At 69.2% G+C, this 18,055-nt stretch carries 12 protein-coding genes; 7 read left to right on the forward strand and 5 right to left on the reverse strand.

Going from position 1 to position 18,055, the window contains the following annotated elements:
- Window positions 1-65 precede the first annotated feature (65 nt).
- A complete protein-coding gene (gene acnA, locus ULB03_RS05380) occupies window positions 66-2,774 on the forward strand; it encodes an aconitate hydratase AcnA (protein ID WP_322482227.1) in 2,709 nt (902 codons plus the stop codon).
- A gap of 119 nt (window positions 2,775-2,893) precedes the next feature.
- Here the strand turns inward: acnA and ULB03_RS05385 are convergent, their stop codons facing one another.
- Window positions 2,894-4,270 (reverse strand): hypothetical protein, encoded by a 1,377-nt coding sequence (locus ULB03_RS05385; protein WP_322482228.1) that lies wholly within the window; start codon window positions 4,268-4,270, stop codon window positions 2,894-2,896.
- 58 nt (window positions 4,271-4,328) lie between these two features.
- Window positions 4,329-5,546 (reverse strand): hypothetical protein, encoded by a 1,218-nt coding sequence (locus tag ULB03_RS05390; protein ID WP_322482229.1) that lies wholly within the window; start codon window positions 5,544-5,546, stop codon window positions 4,329-4,331.
- A 578-nt stretch (window positions 5,547-6,124) separates the two neighbouring features.
- Here ULB03_RS05390 and ULB03_RS05395 point away from each other — a divergent pair.
- Complete coding sequence (locus tag ULB03_RS05395) at window positions 6,125-8,404, forward strand: hybrid sensor histidine kinase/response regulator (RefSeq protein ID WP_322482230.1); 2,280 nt, start codon at window positions 6,125-6,127, stop codon at window positions 8,402-8,404.
- 389 nt (window positions 8,405-8,793) lie between these two features.
- Here ULB03_RS05395 and ULB03_RS05400 read toward each other — a convergent pair whose 3' ends face one another.
- From ULB03_RS05400 to ULB03_RS05410, 3 genes are read right to left on the reverse strand one after another with little or no spacing between them, the layout of a single operon-like run.
- Window positions 8,794-9,480: a periplasmic heavy metal sensor gene (locus ULB03_RS05400; RefSeq protein WP_322482231.1), complete on the reverse strand. Its 687-nt coding sequence runs from the start codon at window positions 9,478-9,480 to the stop codon at window positions 8,794-8,796.
- Window positions 9,477-10,037: a hypothetical protein gene (locus ULB03_RS05405; protein WP_322482232.1), complete on the reverse strand. Its 561-nt coding sequence runs from the start codon at window positions 10,035-10,037 to the stop codon at window positions 9,477-9,479. The genes ULB03_RS05400 and ULB03_RS05405 overlap by 4 nt, the downstream gene beginning before the upstream one ends.
- A 10-nt stretch (window positions 10,038-10,047) precedes the next feature.
- Window positions 10,048-10,719 carry an RNA polymerase sigma factor gene (locus ULB03_RS05410; protein ID WP_322482233.1) on the reverse strand — a complete coding sequence of 224 codons (672 nt, stop codon included), beginning with the start codon at window positions 10,717-10,719 and terminating at the stop codon, window positions 10,048-10,050.
- Between the two features lie 417 nt (window positions 10,720-11,136).
- Between ULB03_RS05410 and ULB03_RS05415 the strand changes: the two genes are divergently transcribed.
- The 5 genes from ULB03_RS05415 to ULB03_RS05435 all read left to right on the forward strand — a co-directional run bounded on the left by ULB03_RS05415 (window position 11,137) and on the right by ULB03_RS05435 (window position 18,054).
- On the forward strand, window positions 11,137-13,422 hold the full coding sequence (locus tag ULB03_RS05415; RefSeq protein WP_322482234.1) for an NADP-dependent malic enzyme: 2,286 nt from the start codon (window positions 11,137-11,139) through the stop codon (window positions 13,420-13,422).
- 309 nt (window positions 13,423-13,731) lie between these two features.
- Window positions 13,732-15,255, forward strand: a complete 1,524-nt coding sequence (locus tag ULB03_RS05420) for an ATP-binding protein (RefSeq protein WP_322482235.1) — start codon at window positions 13,732-13,734, stop codon at window positions 15,253-15,255.
- 237 nt (window positions 15,256-15,492) lie between these two features.
- On the forward strand, window positions 15,493-16,257 hold the full coding sequence (phoU, locus tag ULB03_RS05425) for a phosphate signaling complex protein PhoU (protein ID WP_322482236.1): 765 nt from the start codon (window positions 15,493-15,495) through the stop codon (window positions 16,255-16,257).
- Between the two features lie 77 nt (window positions 16,258-16,334).
- A complete protein-coding gene (gene phoB, locus ULB03_RS05430) occupies window positions 16,335-17,039 on the forward strand; it encodes a phosphate regulon transcriptional regulator PhoB (RefSeq protein ID WP_322482237.1) in 705 nt (234 codons plus the stop codon).
- Between the two features lie 175 nt (window positions 17,040-17,214).
- Complete coding sequence (locus tag ULB03_RS05435; RefSeq protein WP_322482238.1) at window positions 17,215-18,054, forward strand: class I SAM-dependent methyltransferase; 840 nt, start codon at window positions 17,215-17,217, stop codon at window positions 18,052-18,054.
- Window position 18,055 lies beyond the last annotated feature (1 nt).

The following is an 18,055-nucleotide window of genomic DNA, read 5'->3' on the forward strand; positions in this document are numbered from 1 at the left end:
CCATGACACCCGCTGAAGGGTGCCGGCGGCGCGGTACCATCCCCTTCCCCTAGGAGGCCACTCCTGTGTCCACGATCACCGGTCACGACACGCTGAAAACCCGCCGCAGCCTGAGCGTCGGCAGCAAGAGCTATGACTACTTCAGCCTCAAGGCGGCTGAGGAAGCCGGCCTGGGCGACCTGTCCCGCCTGCCCTACAGCCTGAAGGTGCTGCTGGAGAACCTGCTGCGCTTCGAGGACGGCCGCACCGTCAGCGTCGACGACGTGAAGGCCGCCGCCCAGTGGCTGGTCGACCGCCGCAGCGACCGTGAGATCGCCTACCGCCCCGCCCGCGTGCTGATGCAGGACTTCACCGGCGTTCCCGCCGTGTGCGACCTGGCCGCGATGCGCGAGGCCATGGTGGGCCTGGGTGGCAAGCCGGAACGCATCAACCCGCTGACCGCCGTCGACCTGGTCATCGACCACTCGGTGATGGTGGACTACTTCGGCGGCCCCGACGCCTTCCAGAAGAACGTCGACGTCGAATTCCAGCGCAATGGCGAGCGCTACGCCTTCCTGCGCTGGGGCCAGAAGGCCTTCAACAACTTCCGCGTCGTGCCGCCCGGCACCGGCATCTGCCACCAGGTGAACGTTGAGTACCTGGCCCAGACCGTGTGGACCGACGGCGACCAGACCGGCGCCACCGTCGCTTACCCCGACACCCTGGTCGGCACCGACAGCCACACCACCATGGTGAACGGCATGGGCGTGCTGGGCTGGGGCGTGGGCGGCATCGAGGCGGAGGCGGCCATGCTGGGCCAGCCCATCTCCATGCTGATCCCCGAGGTCATCGGCTTCCGCCTGACGGGCAAGCTGAAGGAAGGCGCCACGGCGACCGACCTGGTGCTGACCGTGACCCAGATGCTGCGCAAGAAGGGCGTGGTGGGCAAGTTCGTGGAGTTCTACGGCCCCGGCCTGGACGCCCTGACCCTGGCCGACCGCGCGACGATCGCCAACATGGCCCCGGAATACGGCGCCACCTGCGGCATCTTCCCGATCGACGCCGAGACCATCCGCTTCCTGAACTTCACCGGCCGTGACGCCGACCGCGTCGCCCTGGTGGAGGCCTACGCCAAGGCCCAGGGCATGTGGCGCGACGCCAACAGCCCCGAGCCCGTGTTCACCGACACGCTGGAACTGGACCTGAACAGCGTCGAGTCCTCGCTGGCCGGTCCGAAGCGTCCGCAGGACCGCGTGCTGCTGTCCAACGCCAAGACCGAGTTCGAGGGCGTGTTCGCCAAGGACTACGCCGGCAAGCCCGCCAGCAACCCGGCCAAGGTCGCCGGTGAAGACTTCACGGTCGACCACGGCGACGTGGTGATCGCGGCCATCACCAGCTGCACCAACACCTCCAACCCCAATGTGCTGGTCGCCGCCGGCCTGCTGGCCAAGAAGGCGGTCGAGGCCGGCCTGGCCACGAAGCCGTGGGTGAAGACCTCGCTGGCCCCCGGCAGCCAGGTCGTGACCGACTACCTGAACGCCGCCGGCCTGACCCCGTTCCTGGACAAGCTGGGCTTCAACCTGGTCGGCTACGGCTGCACCACCTGCATCGGCAACTCCGGCCCGCTGCCCGACGCCATCGGCGCCGCGGTGGACGCCAACGACCTGCTGGCTTGCTCCGTCCTGTCGGGCAACCGCAACTTCGAAGGCCGCGTGAACCCGCAGGTGAAGGCCAACTACCTGGCCTCCCCGCCGCTGGTCGTGGCCTACGCCCTGGCTGGCTCCCTGCGCAAGGATCTGACCACCGAGCCGCTGGGCAAGGGCAAGGACGGCAAGGACGTCTTCCTGAAGGACATCTGGCCGAGCAGCGCCGAGATCGAGGACGCCATCTCCAAGTCCCTGACCCCGGACATGTACCGTTCGCGCTACGCCAACGTGTTCCTGGGCCCGCAGCAGTGGCAGTCCATCGAGACCGCCACCGGCCTGACCTACAAGTGGGAAGACGACAGCACCTATGTGAAGCTGCCGCCGATCTTCGAAGGCATGACCACCACCCCGGGTGCGGTGCATGACGTGAAGAAGGCCCGTCCGCTGGCCATCCTGGGCGACAGCATCACCACCGACCACATCTCCCCCGCCGGTTCGATCAAGAAGACCAGCCCCGCTGGCACCTACCTGATCAGCCACGGCGTGGAGCCGGTGGACTTCAACGGCTACGGCGCCCGCCGTGGCAACCACGAAGTCATGATGCGCGGCACCTTCGCCAACATCCGCATCAAGAACGAAATGGTGCCGGGCGTCGAAGGCGGCGTGACCAAGTACATCCCGAGCGGCGAGGTCATGTCGATCTATGACGCCGCCATGAAGTACCAGGCCGACGGCACCCCGCTGGTGGTGTTCGCCGGCCAGGAGTACGGCACCGGCTCGTCCCGTGACTGGGCGGCCAAGGGCACCCGCCTGCTGGGCGTCCGCGCCGTGGTGGCCGAGAGCTTTGAGCGCATCCACCGGTCCAACCTGGTGGGCATGGGCGTCCTGCCCCTGCAGTTCAAGGACGGCGCCAGCCGCAAGACCCTGGGCCTGGACGGCACCGAGGTCATCGACATCACCGGCGTCGAGGCCGGCCTGAAGCCCCGCATGGACCTGACCCTGACCATCACCCGCGCGGATGGCAAGGTCGACACCGTGCCGGTGCTGTGCCGCATCGACACCCTGGACGAGGTCGACTACTTCAAGCATGGCGGCATCCTGCAGTACGTGCTGCGCAACATGCTGAACCAGCCCCAGGCCGCCGAGTAAGGCCCGCTGGAAGGCGTGATATCGGCCCCGGCGCTCTTCGGAACGCCGGGGCCAAAAGGAAAGGGGCGCTACCTGGCCGGGTAGCGCCCCTTTTTCATGGCTCCACGGATGGAACCGGATCAGTCGAACTGCAGGTCGCTGACGGCGCCGCCGACCTCGGACACGGGCAGCAGGCCGGCAGCCGTCAGATCGCCCGCCGCCACCAGCAGGGTGCGACCGGCGGCGCCGGGGATGCCGGCGGCCTGGGCCAGGGTGGCCAGGGCGTCGCGCGTCGGCGCCTGGCTGATGACGCCGTTGCCGTAGACGAGGATGGAGACGGCCAGGGTGCCGGGCCGGCTCTTTTCCACCAGGGCGGCCGCGTTCATCAGGCCGCGCAGGGTGGAGACGCGGGGGAAGCCGCTGTCGCTGAGGGTGTCGCCCTCATCCCCCAACACCCAGTGGCGGCCCACCAGATCCTCAACCCCCACCAGGATGGCCAGCGGCATGCCCCGGTGCCGGCCCGTGGCTACGGCCACCAGGCCGCCGTCCTGCGGCGTCTGCGGCAGTTGCACGGTGCCGCCCAGGATGTGCTGCACGCTGTCCAGCACCGTCGACACGGCCTGGGACAGCGCCGCCGCCCCCGTGGGTCGCATCAGGCTGGGCCAGGCGCCGAACAGCAGGGAGGCGAGGCCGGCGGTGCCGCTGTCGGCGCGGTCGACCAGGGCCGGGGCCGCCGGGGCGCGGCGCAGCTTATCCTCCACCGCTTCCAGCCGGGCGATGAGGGGCTGCGTGGCGCCGGCATCGGGCGCGGGGGTCAGGGCCGAGGCGGATGCGGGGGCCGAGGGGGCCGCGACGCCGCCGCCCCTCACCTGGTCGCGCAGGTCACGCACATCCAACTGCGTGGCGCGCACCGCGTTGACGACGCGCAGCAGCGATTCATGCAGATGGTCGACCAGGCTGTTCAACTGCTCCGGCAGGGGGCCCGGGGGCAGGTCCGGCAGCCGCACGCCGTTCACGGCCTTGGCATGGCTGAGCCAATTCTCCAGCACGCCCACCCGCTGGGCCACGTCCTGCAGGGTGTTGGACAGCTCCCCCACACCCCGGGCCAGACGCTCCGCCTCCTCCGCCGGGCGGCCGGCGTGATGGCTGACCACGCCCGTCAGGTGGGCCACCCGCTCCCGCAGTTCCTGGATCGACTGTCCCAGGGCGTTGATCCGCATCGTTTCCGGTAACGAAACGACGGCGGAATGCATGGCCGTCAGGTCGTTGCGCAGGTCGCGCAAGCGGCCGCCGACATGCAGCGCCAGGTCCCGGACGATGGATTCCGCGTAATCGAAGGGGTCAACCCCGTCGTCGATCTCCCCCTCGCGCACGCCATCGCGCGCGGTGGCCGGCACGGGAGGCGATGACACCTCGATGTCGGCGGACGGCGCGGCCGGGGTGGCCGGCACGGCGCCGGGGGCTCCCGAACCGGCGTCGCCATCGGGGCCTGGGGCGTCACGGTGCTCGTCGGTCATGGCATCGCTCACGAGGATCGGGGAAGGGGGCTGGCGGTCATAAGCGTCACGACGGGCGTCACAACTCGCCGGCAATGGCTTCTAGCAGACGGGCACGGCGCTTGTCCGCCTGTTCGCGCGGCATACGCGCCACGGCGGCGGCCGGACGCCGCGCCACCGCTGGCTGGGGTGGCGGCACCGGCGCGTCCGAAGAGGCGCGCGGCGGCGGCACGACCACGGGGGCGGCCAGCGGTTCGGCCAGGGGTGCAACCGCCGGACCATCCGGAGGGGAGACGGCGGATGCCGCAACGGCAGGCGCGGCGGGGCTGGACTTGAGGCCGTGCAAAGTGACCCGGGCGGCGGCGACGGGGGTGGTGGCCATGCGGGCGCCCCCCGGGACGGTCACGGGCGACACGGGCGCGTGGACGGGTGCCGGGCGGCTGGGGGTGGACAGGGGTTGGGCCGGCAGCGTGCCGCCCACGACCGAGGCCCGCACCGGCGTGGGCGGTGCCGCGCGCAGGGACAGGGCGCCCGGCACCCGGGGCGTGGGGGTCGGCACGGCCCGCATTTCCGCCCGGTCGGCCGGATTGGCATTCCGGGTCAGGGCATCGCGTCCCTTGGCCGCCAGGGCGGTGAACAGCGGGCCCGTGCGCGACGGCTGCGGGCCCGGGGTGGGGATCGCCGAAGTGGGGACCGCCGAAGTGGGGACCGCCGCCGTGGGCGGCACCGGCACCGACAGCGGGGCGGACACCGTGCCCGCCAGGGCGGGCGCCGGAGGGGCCACCGGCGACGGGGCGGCGGACATCTCCGCCTCGCCCCTGGATAGGGTAGGTCCGGAGGAGGCGGCTTCGGGCGCGGCGGCCGGCCCGCCCTCGCCCGCGGGCTTCCCGCCATCGCCGATATCGCTCAGCAGGTGGCGCAGGGTGGTGGCGCTGGCGCCAGGCGCGTCCCCCAGCCGGCCCACGGCCTTGGCGGTCAGGGCGGGATCGATGCTGATCTGTAGGAAACCGAACTGCTCGGCCGACAGGGACTGCAGCTTGCGGACCAGCCCCTCGACCTGTTCCTCACCGGCGACGTAGCGGCGGATGGTGTCGATGGTGGAGGTGACGACGGCGGCATCCCGCACCGCGCGGGAGGAGAACACCGGACTGCGGCCGGCGTCGGCGACGCCGTGCCCCTGCCCCCCGTCCCCCCGCAGGGCGCCGCCATGGGCCCCATCGGCGGGAAGGACAGCATCGGGCGGGGACGGTGCATCATCCCCTTTGCCGGCAATCCAGCCCATCACCTTCCGAAACATGCCACCCTGCCCCCTGCAAGAGACCGGAATTATGACCCCACGGGTCCCGGCACGGCAAACGGTTTGCACCGGCCGTGAGATCTCGACGGACTAATGGTTACCACGGCCGATCCGGCCGATTCAATTTCTACCCCCGGCGAATTCTTCGGGCGCTTGTGCCCTGTAATGCAAGAAAAAAGGCATCTTTCCCGCGCCTGCGCCGCATTTCCCCCGGCTCTCGCGACAAACGCCGACCAACAACCGCTGATTGCCAGGCATTGACCAAGCTTTCCACTTGCGCCAGCGCCGCTGACGCGGGTGTAGCGGGGATGGCCGTTTAAAATTTTACGGATCTTTTCTGATTTTTAATTACCCGAGGGATTCGCAAATGTGATTGGCCAATTCCCGCCGCCGTCGTACAGTCGGGCCGGGGAATTTTGCATGGAAATTGACGGGTTCAGGGCCAACCACGGCCTTCACCGGGCGGCATTGCCCCCGGCGCCCCCATTCCATGGCAATAGACCTTTCCGGCACCGGGACGCTGGAGGGATCACCCCGACTGGACCAACACCCGAAACAGACCACGGGGAATACCGGACGTGCGGCGCTTGGAACCGGGATTGCGGCGATGGACCGGCCCGCTGATCGGCGACCCTGCCACCGCCCCCCTGGAAGCACTGGGCGATCGCGCCCAAACCATAGCCCGCCCGCAGTTGGTCGAGCTGGGCCAGCTTGTCCTGATGGCGCTGAACCATCGCGAGGATATCTGGCTGCTTCCCCTGCTGACCGCCATCGTCGCCGGCGGCATCGCCGCCTGGGCGCCGTGGCCGGCCGTCCTCCTCTGGTCGTTGCTGTCGATCGGGACGGCGGCCGCCTCGCAGCTGGCATTCCAACGCTTCCTGGCCCAGGCCAACACCCTGACCGATGCGCGTCCCTGGCTGTGGGTGCTGGCCGTCACCCGTTTCGCCGCGTCCGCGGCCTGGGGGCTGATACCCCTGTTCGCCTGGCCCGGCCATGACCTGGGCGGCCGCTACTTCCTGATGCTGGTCATGGGCACGGCCATGGCGTTGCGCACCTGCGGAACGATATCGCATCCCCTGGTCCTGCGCGTGCAACTGGTGCCGTCGGCGTCGGCGTTGCTGGTGCTGGCCAGCGGCGCGCTGGCCGAGGAAAACGGCGCGGCGATTGGCGGAGCGCCGGGCTTGGCCCTGGTTCTGGGCAGCCTGCTCTATGCGGTTTTCGTCTACCGCTTGGGCCTCCAAATCTGTCGACGCATGCGCCACATGCTGGAGATGCAGTTGGACCTTGCCGCCGCCAAGCGGGCGGCCGACCAAGCCAACGATGCCAAATCCGGGTTCCTGGCCACGCTGAGCCATGAAATCCGCACCCCCATGACGGGCATCCTGGGCCTGACCCAATTGCTGCTGGAGACGGGCCTGTCCATGCGCCAGCGCGACTATGTCCGCACGGTGCATGAATCAGGCGAATCGCTGTTGGCCATCCTGAACGACGTGCTGGACCTGTCGAAGGTGGAGGCTGGCAAGCTGGAGATCGAGCACCGCCCCTTCGACACGGCCGCGCTGCTGGACGGGGTATTGAACCTGATGGCCGGCCGGGCGGCGGAAAAGGGGCTGGACCTGCAACTGCGTACCTGTCCAGTCTTTCCCGGGCGGCTGATGGGCGACCCGTTGCGGCTGCGCCAGGTCCTGCTGAACCTGGTGGGCAACGCCATCAAGTTCACGGATCGCGGCTGGGTGCGCATCAGCGCCTCCGCCGACCGCCTGGACGACGGGCGGATGCAATTCGGCATCATCGTGTCGGACACCGGCATGGGGGTGCCCGAGGCGTCACAGGGGCGCCTGTTCGAAACCTTCAGCCAGGCCAGTGTCGAGGTCACGCGCCGCTATGGCGGCAGCGGGCTGGGCCTGGCCATCGCCAAGCGCCTGGTCCAGGCCATGGGCGGGCAGATCGGCTTCCGCAGCCGCCCGGGCAACGGCAGCCATTTCTGGTTCACCATTCCGACCGCGGAGCCCGAGGACGAGGTGGCCGTCGCCCGGAATGCCAACGCCCCGCCCCTGTCCCTGCCCCCCTTGGCCGTCCTGGTGGTGGAGGATGTGACCGCCAACCAGGTGGTGCTGGATGCCCTGCTGCGGGCGCGGGGACACGCGGTCACCGTGGCGGCGGACGGCGCCGCCGCCGTCCGCCTCGTGGCGCAGGGCCGCTTCGACCTGGTGCTGATGGACATGCAGTTGCCGGGCATCGACGGGCTGGAGGCGACCCGCCGCATCCGCGCCCTGCCGGACAGCACCCGCGCGCGCGTTCCCGTGGTGGCCACCACCGCCAACACCGATGCCGCCGACGGGGACCAGTGCCTGGCGGCGGGCATGGACGGTTTCGTCACCAAGCCCATCCGCCCCGACGCCTTGGTCGAGGCCATGCACAGGGCATGGACCGCGCGAGGCACCCATGTCTGGCCAAGCGTCCCGCCTGAGGAGGCGGAGGCCGTTCTGGACGCCCGGCAGATCGAGACCGTGGCCGAAGCCATCGGCGGCCAGGATATGCCGGAGTTCATCACGATCACCGCCCGCACCCTGGTCGAAACGGCGGATCGCTTCGCGGAAAAGGTGGTGTCCGGCGACCTCCCGGGCGCCGGCCAGGCCGTCCACACCCTTTACGGCGTCGCCGCCAATGTCGGCCTCAGCAGCCTGGCGGCGGAAGCGCGACGGGCACAGCAAGCCCTGCGCGACGATCTCCCGGAAATCCAGCGGGCCCTGGCCGGCACCCTGCGGAGCGATGCCGAACAGGCGGCCGCCGCCTTGACCGATTGGCTGGGGGAATGGCTGGACAGCCAACGACCCGCCGACAGCGCCGTGGCCTGATACCAGAGGCACGAGATCAGAGACTCGTGCCTCTGTAGCCCGCGACTGCGGGCGCCGGAGCGAGCACCGCCCAGTTCATGTAAAGGGGGACGCAGCGAGGAAGCCAAGGGCGCGGATGCGCCCGCCGGCGCTTGAGGCGGTATTTGAACGGTCACGTTCAAATGCCGCGCGTATGATACCAGCGGCACGAGATGGAGACTCGTGCCGCTGTAGGCCCCGACTGGGGCCGCCGGAGCGAGCACCGCAGGGCACAGCGAGGATAAGCCTAGGCGGACGGATGTCCGCCGCCCGGCGACTGAGGGTGCATTTGAACGGTCACGTTCAAATGCCGCGCGTATGAGACGGGAAAGGCCCCGGATCGCTCCGGGGCCTTCGGCGGTAGGGTGGGATCAGTGCGGGGTCACCGGCGTGGCCGTCGGCGCCCGGGGCGTCAGCGGGATGCCACCGGGATTGGCGGGCGTCACCGCCGGGTTGCCGGCCGGGCCGGGCCCATCCGTCCCCTCATCCGGGGGTGGCGGGGGGCCGTCCGGGAAAGGGGGATGGTCGAAGCGGCCATCACCACGGCCATCCGGACCGCGCCCGTCTGGTCCCCGGCCATCCGGATGGGGCCCATGCATGCCCCCGAGGATGAAGGGGGTCTTCAGCTCCGACAATTTCTTGCGGCCTTCCGGCGACATCTTGGACAGGACGTCGACCAGGGCCGCCTGGCGCGACGCCTCGAAGGCGCGGCGGCTATCGGCGACCTTCTGCACGGCGGCGGCGAAGGCCTGGGCGTCAAAGGTGTCAGCCGCCAACAGGGGCTGGATTTCCGCCCAGCTCTCGCGGGCTTGCTTTTCCAGCGCCTTGAAATCGGCACGGTCGGGCGCCATGGCCTTCTGCAACAGCTCGGCATCGGCCGGCGGCAGGATGTCGGTCAGCGGACGTGGGCGGTAATTCATGCCCGGGGCAGGCTCGTGACCCGGCCCGCCGTCATGGTGACCTAACAGGTGGGGGATGAAGGTGCCGGCCAGGAACAGGTTCATACCGATCGACGCGATCAGCAGGGGCCCACGCCACCGGCTGGAAAACACACTCATCGCGCGTGGGTCTCCACCGTGTAAGAGGTGAACAGCAGGCTGGGCATGTCCGTGACATCGGCCTGCGCCGTCTCCACCGTGCCCGCCGTCTGGGCCACGGTTTCGGACAACGGCAAGCTGGTGGAGGGCATGGTCATGACACCCACCATGATGCCGGCCGCCGTGGCACCGGCCAGCCAGCCGGCCTGGGGCGCCCGCACAGTGAGCCACGACAGGGCCGCGCGCACCACATCGAAGGGCGACGGCAGGAAGGTGTCCAGCCGGCGCGGCGCGGCCTTGGCCGTCGCCGGTGCGGTCACCGCGTCCAGCCGCGCCAGCGCGCCGGCCACCACGCTGTCCACCCGGGCGGTCGAAATCTCCGGCTCCGCCACCAAGGACAGCAGCGCGTCCAGCCGCGCCTCGTTCACCACCATCTCATGCGCCTCACCGTCCGCGGCCAGGGCGCGCACCGCCGCGGCCCGGCGGTCCGCCGGCCAGCGGGCGGGGTTGCCGCCATAAACCGCGGTGAGCGCCGCGATATCCTCCACGTCCACCGTGGACCATTCCCTGTCAGCCATGACCAACCCCCTAGACCTCACCCGTATCCTGAACCACACCGGACAGGCGCGCCCGCAACGCGCGCCGAGCCCGGGCCAACAGCGATTCCACCGCCGAAACAGAGAGGGAAAGGATTTGCGCAGCGTCGGCGGCGCTGCGTTCCTCGTAATAGCAGAGCGTGACGGCCAACCGCTGCCGTTCCGGCAACTCCGCCAAGGCCTGCGACACCAATTTGGCCGTCTGCTGCCGCGCCATCACATTTACCGCGGAGGGCGTCGGGTCAGGCGGCTCAGGTATTCCTTCCAGCCCGGCGAAGGCGGGCCGCCGCCGCCGGTCCACACATAAATTCACCACCACCCGGTGCAGCCAAGTGGAAAACCGGGCGCGGCCATCGGGAATCCAGTTCTTGGCCCCCGTCCACACCCGAAGCAAGGCCTCCTGCACCACCTCGTCCGCGTCGGCCGCGTTGCCCAGGATGCGCTGGGCCAGCTTCATGGCCTTGGGCGCATGGCGGCCGGCCAGCAGGGCGAAGGCCTGGCGGTCCCCGTCGGCGATGCGCGCCAATAGGGCATCATCCCCGGGTTCCGGCAGGGAGCCGCCGGGGATGGACGCGGAGGGTGCCCCGGACACGGTCCGGGACACGGCGATGTCGGCGGCCGAGGCTGCGCCGATGCGCGGCTCCGGCTGGACGGATTCGTCCATCAGTTCCCCTGAAGAGTGACCCGGGACGTCTATGTCGCGAAGTGCATACATGACCCTTTATACGGGCAGCAGGCAATGGTCTGTCGGTAAGGTTGTCAAATAAAATCCGGTGGGCCGGAGACAGGATCCCGGACTACGCCGCGTAAAAGGATAGTCACGGGGGCGGACCTGCCCCAAACCGCCGACCCCGTCGACGCCGGCCACGCCAGCCCCGATACGGCGCGGCCGACCGGATGCGAGCCCCCGCACGCATCCCGGCGCCGCCCCCGACCTACCGCGATTGCAGCCCCGCCCGCGGAACAGAGGTCGGGGGCGGATTTGCCCGTGACCCCGGCCGGACCGCTCGGCTACCATCGCGCGCAATAATTGAAGGGCCGGCAACAAGACCAGCCCGTAAACGCGGTGGAGAGAGGACGTATGGCTGATACCGAGAAGCGCGTCACCGACGCAGAGGCCTTGCAGCTGCACGCCAGCGGGCGTCCGGGCAAGCTGGAAATCACCCCGACCAAGCCCCTGACCACGCAGCGCGACCTGTCGCTGGCCTATTCACCCGGTGTCGCGGTGCCCTGCCTGCGCATTCATGAGGATCCCGCCACCGCCTACGATTACACCGCCAAGGGCAACCTGGTGGCCGTCATTTCCAACGGCACCGCCGTGCTGGGCCTGGGCGACCTGGGGGCGCTCGCCTCCAAGCCGGTCATGGAAGGCAAGGCGGTGCTGTTCAAGCGCTTCGCCGACGTCGACGGCATCGACCTGGAGGTCGACACCCGCGACGTCGATGAATTCATCAATTCCGTGCGCTATCTGGGGCCCAGCTTCGGCGGCATCAACCTGGAAGACATCAAGGCGCCCGACTGCTTCATCATCGAGCAGCGGCTGCGCGAGCTGATGGACATTCCCGTCTTCCACGACGACCAGCACGGCACGGCCATCATCGCCGCCGCCGGCCTGATCAACGCCCTGCACCTGACGGGCCGCAGCATGAGCGACGCCCGCCTGGTGGTGAACGGCGCGGGCGCCGCCGCCATCGCCTGCGTCGAGCTGATCAAGTCCATGGGCATGCCGCATGAGAACGTGACCCTGTGCGACACCAAGGGCGTCGTCTACCAGGGCCGGACCAACGGCATGAACCAGTGGAAGTCGGCCCACGCCATCACCACCGACGCCCGCACCCTGGCCGAGGCGGTCAAGGGCGCCGACGTGTTCCTGGGCCTGTCGGTCAAGGGGGCCCTGACGGCCGAGATGGTGGCCACCATGGCGGCCAAGCCCATCATCTTCGCCATGGCCAACCCCGATCCGGAAATCACGCCGGAAGAGGTGAAGTCGGTGCGTGACGACGCCATCGTCGCCACCGGCCGGTCCGACTATCCCAACCAGGTCAACAACGTCCTGGGCTTCCCCTACATCTTCCGCGGCGCCCTGGACGTGCGGGCCAGCACCATCAACGACGCCATGAAGATCGCCGCCGTCAACGCGCTGGCCGAGCTGGCGCGCGAGGACGTGCCGGACGAGGTGGATGCCGCCTATTCCGGCCGGCGCCTGCGCTATGGCCCGGAATACATCATCCCCGTGCCCTTCGACCCGCGCCTGATCGTGAAGGTGCCGGCGGCCGTGGCCCAGGCGGCCATGGACACCGGCGTGGCCAAGCGCCCCATCACGGACATGGAGGCCTATGGCCGCGCCCTGCGCCTGCGCCTGGACCCCACGGCCGACAGCCTGCAGCAGATCTTCGACAAGGTGAAGGCCAACCCGCGCCGCGTCGTCTTCGCCGAGGGCGAGGAGGAGCGGACCATCCGCGCCGCCCTGGCCTTCCGGTCCGCCGGCTACGGCACGCCCATCCTGATCGGCCGCGAGAAGGTGGTGGCGGAGCAGATGGCGGCCCTGGGCCTGCCCCAGGGCAGCGCGCCGCTGGAGGTGCGCAACGCCCGCCTGTTCCAGTCCACGGAAAACCAGCGCTATACCGACTTCCTCTACAGCCGCCTGCAGCGCAAGGGCATGCTGCACCGCGACTGCCAGCGGCTGGTCAATCAGCACCGCAACGTCTTCGCCGCCTGCATGGTGGCGCTGGGCGACGCCGACGCGGTGGTCACGGGCCTGACCCGCGACTTCTTCACCTCGTATGAGGAGATCGGCCACGTCATCGACGCCCGGCCCGGCGCGCCGGCCTTCGGCCTGTCGGTGCTGGCCTTGCGCAAGCAGACGGTGTTCATCGCCGACACCACGGTGCATGAGCGCCCCACCGCCCAGCAGTTGGTCTGCATCGCCGAAGGGGCGGCCCGCACCGCCCGCCAGATGGGGCACGAGCCGCGCGTGGCCTTCCTGTCCTTCTCCAACTTCGGTCAGCCGATGCGGGAGCGGGCGCAGCATGTGCGCGACGCCGTGGCCCTGATGGACCAGCGGGGCGCCGACTTCGAGTATGAGGGCGAGATGTCGGTGGACGTGGCCCTGGACCACGAGCTGATGAAGCGCCTGTACCCGTTCAGCCGCCTGTCGGGCCCGGCCAACGTGCTGATCATGCCGGCGCTGCACACCGCCAACATCGGCGCCAAGCTGCTGCAGAAGATGGGCGGCGGCACCCTGATCGGGCCGCTGCTGATCAACCTGGAGAAGCCGGCGCAGATCGTGCAGATGGGCGCCACGTCCAACGAGCTGCTGACCGCCGCGGTCATGGCCGCCCACGACAGCCTCGCCACGGCCGGCTGAGCCCACCGGAACGCGGGGCTTGGCCCCTGGCAAGGTCAGCAAATTTATCCAATATCCAGCCGGCGCGGGAACAAACCCGCGCCGGTGTCCAAGTAAAAGCGGGCCGTGGTCTGTTGGATGCGCCGCCACAGACGCGGCCTTTTCTTATGCCGCGGGACCGGTCGCGGGCCGGGCCCGGAATTAAACTTCCATGACGGGGGCCCGGCGCGCATTTCCTGCGCTATGTTCGTGGCAATGAACGGGGCGGTGCTATTTTGACCTGGCCTGTTTGGTCGGTCTCTCGGGAATCAGCATGGGTGGGTTAGGGAGATGAGTCGTTTGGAAGCGCGTCCCGATCGTTTCGTGGCCATCGCCGTGCTGATGCTGGCGCCCACGGGCGCCCTGCTGGCGGCACTGGTCCTGTCCGGACGTCTCCACCCCCTGTTGGCCCTGGGCGCCTTCGCGGTGGTGGCCGCCGTCACGGCCGTGGCCCGGCATCTCGTGCTGCGCGACAGCCGGCTGATCGCCACCTACCTCGACCAGGTGCGCGACCGGCGCACCCCCCTGCCTCTCCCCTTGGCCCGCACCCTGACGGGCGCCGCCTTGCTGGAGGACATCGCCCACGTGCACCAGAATTGGCTGCGCCACCGCGAGGAGATCGAGCACCGGCTGGCCGCCGACGAAGCGGTGGTGGAGGCCCTGCACGACCCCCTGATGCTGGTCGACGCCAAACGCAAGGTGGGGCGCGCCAACAGCGCCGCCCGCGCCCTGTTCGGCGACCGCATGCTGAATCGCGACCTGGCGGTCAGCGTGCGCAACCCCGACGTGCTGGCGGCGGTGGATGCCGTGCTGGCGGGGGGCGAAAGCCGGCGGGTGGAGTTCACCCTGCCCCTGCCGGTGGAGCGGGTGCTGGAGGTGCGGGTCACCCCCTTCCAGCCCGCGGCGGAAGATGGGGCGGACGAACGCGAGATCACCGCCATCATCACCCTGCACGACATCACCGCCATCAAGCGGTCGGAACAGATGCGGGCCGACTTCGTGGCCAACGCCAGCCATGAGCTGCGCACGCCGCTGTCCACCCTGGTGGGCTTCATCGAGACCCTGCGCGGCCCGGCCCGCGACGACGCCGACGCCCGCGACCGCTTCCTGGCCATCATGCAGGAGCAGGCCGGCCGCATGTCACGCCTGGTGATGGACCTTTTGTCCCTGTCGCGCATCGAGCTGGACGAGCACACCCACCCCACCGGCGAAACCAACGTCGCCCAGTTGGTGCAGAGCGTGGTGGCCATGCTGGAGCTGAAGGCGGCGGCCCGCAAGATCACCATCAAGGTGCAAGGGGGCGATGACCTGCCGCGCGTGCCGGGGGATGAGGACCAGTTGACCCAGGTGTTCCAGAACCTGATCGACAACGCCATCAAGTATGGCCGTGAGCAGACGGACGTGGTGGTGTCGCTGGAGCGGGCGGACGCGCCGCCGGCCACCGGCGTCACCGGCATCCGCGCCCGGCAGGCCTCGCCCCAGAAGGTGGCCGGCATCAAGGTGTCGGTGACCGACAAGGGCGACGGCATCGCCCGCACACACCTGCCCCGCCTGACGGAACGCTTTTACCGCGTGGACGCCGCCCGCAGCCGCGCCCTGGGCGGTACCGGCCTGGGGCTGGCCATCGTGAAGCACATCGTGAACCGCCATCGCGGGCGCCTGACCATCGATAGCGAGGTGGGCAAGGGCAGCACCTTCACCGTGCACCTGCCCGGGGTGGAGAAAGCGAGCGAGAAAGCGGGCGAAAAGGGTGAAAAGCCGCTCCCTCAATCCGCCCCGAATCTGTCACACGAGGGCGGCCGCGGCGCCGCCTGAGCCGCAAGCCGGGAGCCCGCCACCCGGCCCATCCTACACCCGTATGGTATAAGTCCTTGAGCAAAAGGCGTTTTCGACGCCTGGGCCAGGCTTGCGCCATGTCATAAAAATGTCGCCTGTTTGTAGCAATTCCATAGCGACCTGCCGCTATGGTCCACCCTGCCCGACCGGCGACGTCCCGCCGGCCGCCGTTTTTCATGCCCCGGCCGGGACCGCCGGGGATGGGGTGGTAAAAGAATGCCCGCCGAACACACCGTCAAATCGTTCGAGCAACAGTTGCAGCGCCTATCCAACCTGATCACCCAGATGGGGGGCGTGGCGGAGGCGCAGGTGGACGGTGCCGTGCAGGCGGTGGTGCGCCGGGATGTCGACCTGGCCGCCCGCGTGATGAAGGCCGACCAGCAACTGGACGAGTATGAACGCGGGATCGAGCAGGAGGCCGTGCGCATGCTGGCCCTGCGCCAGCCCGTGGGCAGCGATCTGCGCGAAATCTTGGCCGCCCTGAAGATTTCCGCCGACCTGGAACGCACCGGCGACTATGCCGCCAACATCGCCAAGCGCAGCATGGCGCTGGCCAAGTTGCCCGCCGTGCGGCCCGTGAGCGCCATTCCGCGCATGGGCAAGCTGGTCGAAAGCATGCTGAAGGACGTGCTGGACGCCTATATCGACCGCGACGTGGGCAAGGCCATCGACGCCTGGAACCGCGATGAGGAACTGGACGACCTGTACACCAGCCTCTTCCGCGAGGTCCTGACCTATATGATGGAGGACCCGCGCAACATCACCCCTTGCACCCACCTGCTGTTCATCGCCAAGAATTTGGAGCGGGCGGGCGACCATGCCACCAACATCGCGGAAAACATCCATTTCCTGGTGTTGGGCCAGCCGCTGACGTCCAGCCGCCCCAAGCATGACGAGTCCAGCTTCGTCGTCGGCCCCACGGCGGACGTCGACCTGCATGGCAGCGGCCTGCACGGGGCCGAGTCGCTGGACGACCTGTAAGTAGCGCCTGCGCCTGTAGCGATTAGATTTCGACCCACCTGCCTCCGCCTGCGGACAGCCAGTTTTAGGGACACCCCATGAACGCCTCGTTGAAGCCCTTGGTCCTGATCGTCGAGGACGAAGCCGACCTCGTCACGCTGCTGAGCTACAACCTGGAGAAAGAAGGCTTCCGGGTGCTGACCGCCAACGACGGCGAGGAGGCCCTGCTGCTGGCCGATGAGCAGGCGCCGCACCTGGTGCTGCTGGATTGGATGTTGCCGCTGATGAGCGGGCTGGAGGTCTGCCGCCAGATGCGCCGCAACCCCAAGACCCGCGAAATCCCCATCATCATGCTGACCGCCCGGGGCGAGGAGGCGGACAAGGTGCGCGGCCTGAATTCCGGCGCCGACGACTATATCTCCAAACCCTTCAGCCCGACCGAGCTGGTGGCCCGCATCCGCGCCGTGCTGCGCCGGGCCGTCCCCTCCCTGGCGGAGGAGCTGCTGCGCTACGGCGACATCAGCATGGACCTGGCGGCCCACCGGGTGCGCCGCAACAGCCGCGACATCCACCTGGGCCCGACGGAATTCCGCCTGCTGCGCCATTTCATGCAGCACCCCGGCCGCGTCTTCTCGCGCGAGCAGTTGCTGGACATCGTTTGGGGCCATGACGTGTACGTGGAGCCGCGCACCGTGGACGTGCACATCCGCCGCCTGCGCAAGGCCCTGAACGAGGAGACGGAACTGGACATGATCCGCACCGTGCGGTCGGCCGGCTACGCCCTGGACATGAAGTCCGCTTAAAGGCCGCGGCAGCGGCAGCGGGAGCGAGCGCTTCGGCAACCTTGAAGACCTTGGGGCTATGGCCATCTGCCGATGGGGGGCGAACGGATAAGCCACTTATCCTGCCCCCTTTTCAGGGCAGGCCTGCCCACCAAGCCCGCTACCCAAGCGCCGTTCCCGACGCTATGGTGCCGCCATGGTCGACCATCCCACGCCCCCGCCCTTCACCGCCGACACCACCGCCACCGACGCCCTGACGGCGCAGGAGCGTGAGGCGCGATCCTTCGGTTTCCGCGCCATCAACCCGGCGGAGAAGGCACCGCTGGTGCAAGGCGTGTTTTCCAGCGTCGCCAGCCGCTACGACGTCATGAACGACCTCATGTCGGTGGGCATCCACCGGCTGTGGAAGGCGGATTTCGTCGGCCTGGTGAACCCCCGCGCCGGCGAAACCATCCTGGACGTGGCCGGCGGCACGGGCGACATCGCCTTCCGCATGGCCGCCAAGGCGCCCGCGGCCCGGATCATGGTCTGCGACCTGACGGAGGCCATGGTGCGGGTGGGCCGTGACCGCGGCATCGACAAAGGGTCCATGCCCGGCTGGGACCAGACGCCGGAAACGCGCGGCGGCCTGCAGTGGACGGTCGGCAATGCCGAGTCGCTGCCCCTGCCCAACCGCTCGGTCGACGCCTACACCATCGCCTTCGGCCTGCGCAACGTCACCCATATCGACAAGGCGCTGGCCGAGGCCCACCGCGTGCTGAAGCCCGGCGGACGCTTCTATTGCCTGGAATTCAGCCAGGTGAACCTGCCCATCCTGCGCGAGCTGTACGACCGCTATTCCTTCGAGGTCCTGCCCCGCATCGGCCAAGTGGTGGCGGGCGACCGCGACAGCTATCAGTACCTGGTGGAAAGCATCCGCCGCTTCCCCGAGCGGGAGGCGCTGTGCCGCCGGCTGGAGGCCGTGGGCTTCGCCCAGGCCAAGGCCCGGCCCCTGACGGGTGGCGTGGCCGCCATCCATTCCGCCTGGCGCGTCTGAC

The sequence above is a fragment of the Nitrospirillum goiasense genome, from assembly GCF_034427435.1.
Lineage (GTDB): Bacteria > Pseudomonadota > Alphaproteobacteria > Azospirillales > Azospirillaceae > Nitrospirillum.

Bases quoted from the DNA above. Each gene is read 5' to 3' on its own strand.
- ULB03_RS05385 (WP_322482228.1), bottom strand. From the start codon at position 4,270: ATGACCGACGAGCACCGTGACGCCCCAGGCCCCGATGGCGACGCCGGT.
- ULB03_RS05390 (WP_322482229.1), bottom strand. From the start codon at position 5,546: ATGTTTCGGAAGGTGATGGGCTGGATTGCCGGCAAAGGGGATGATGCA.
- ULB03_RS05400 (WP_322482231.1), bottom strand. From the start codon at position 9,480: ATGAGTGTGTTTTCCAGCCGGTGGCGTGGGCCCCTGCTGATCGCGTCG.
- ULB03_RS05405 (WP_322482232.1), bottom strand. From the start codon at position 10,037: ATGGCTGACAGGGAATGGTCCACGGTGGACGTGGAGGATATCGCGGCG.
- ULB03_RS05410 (WP_322482233.1), bottom strand. From the start codon at position 10,719: ATGGACGAATCCGTCCAGCCGGAGCCGCGCATCGGCGCAGCCTCGGCC.
- ULB03_RS05415 (WP_322482234.1), top strand. From the start codon at position 11,137: ATGGCTGATACCGAGAAGCGCGTCACCGACGCAGAGGCCTTGCAGCTG.
- ULB03_RS05420 (WP_322482235.1), top strand. From the start codon at position 13,732: ATGAGTCGTTTGGAAGCGCGTCCCGATCGTTTCGTGGCCATCGCCGTG.
- phoU (WP_322482236.1), top strand. From the start codon at position 15,493: ATGCCCGCCGAACACACCGTCAAATCGTTCGAGCAACAGTTGCAGCGC.
- phoB (WP_322482237.1), top strand. From the start codon at position 16,335: ATGAACGCCTCGTTGAAGCCCTTGGTCCTGATCGTCGAGGACGAAGCC.
- ULB03_RS05435 (WP_322482238.1), top strand. From the start codon at position 17,215: ATGGTCGACCATCCCACGCCCCCGCCCTTCACCGCCGACACCACCGCC.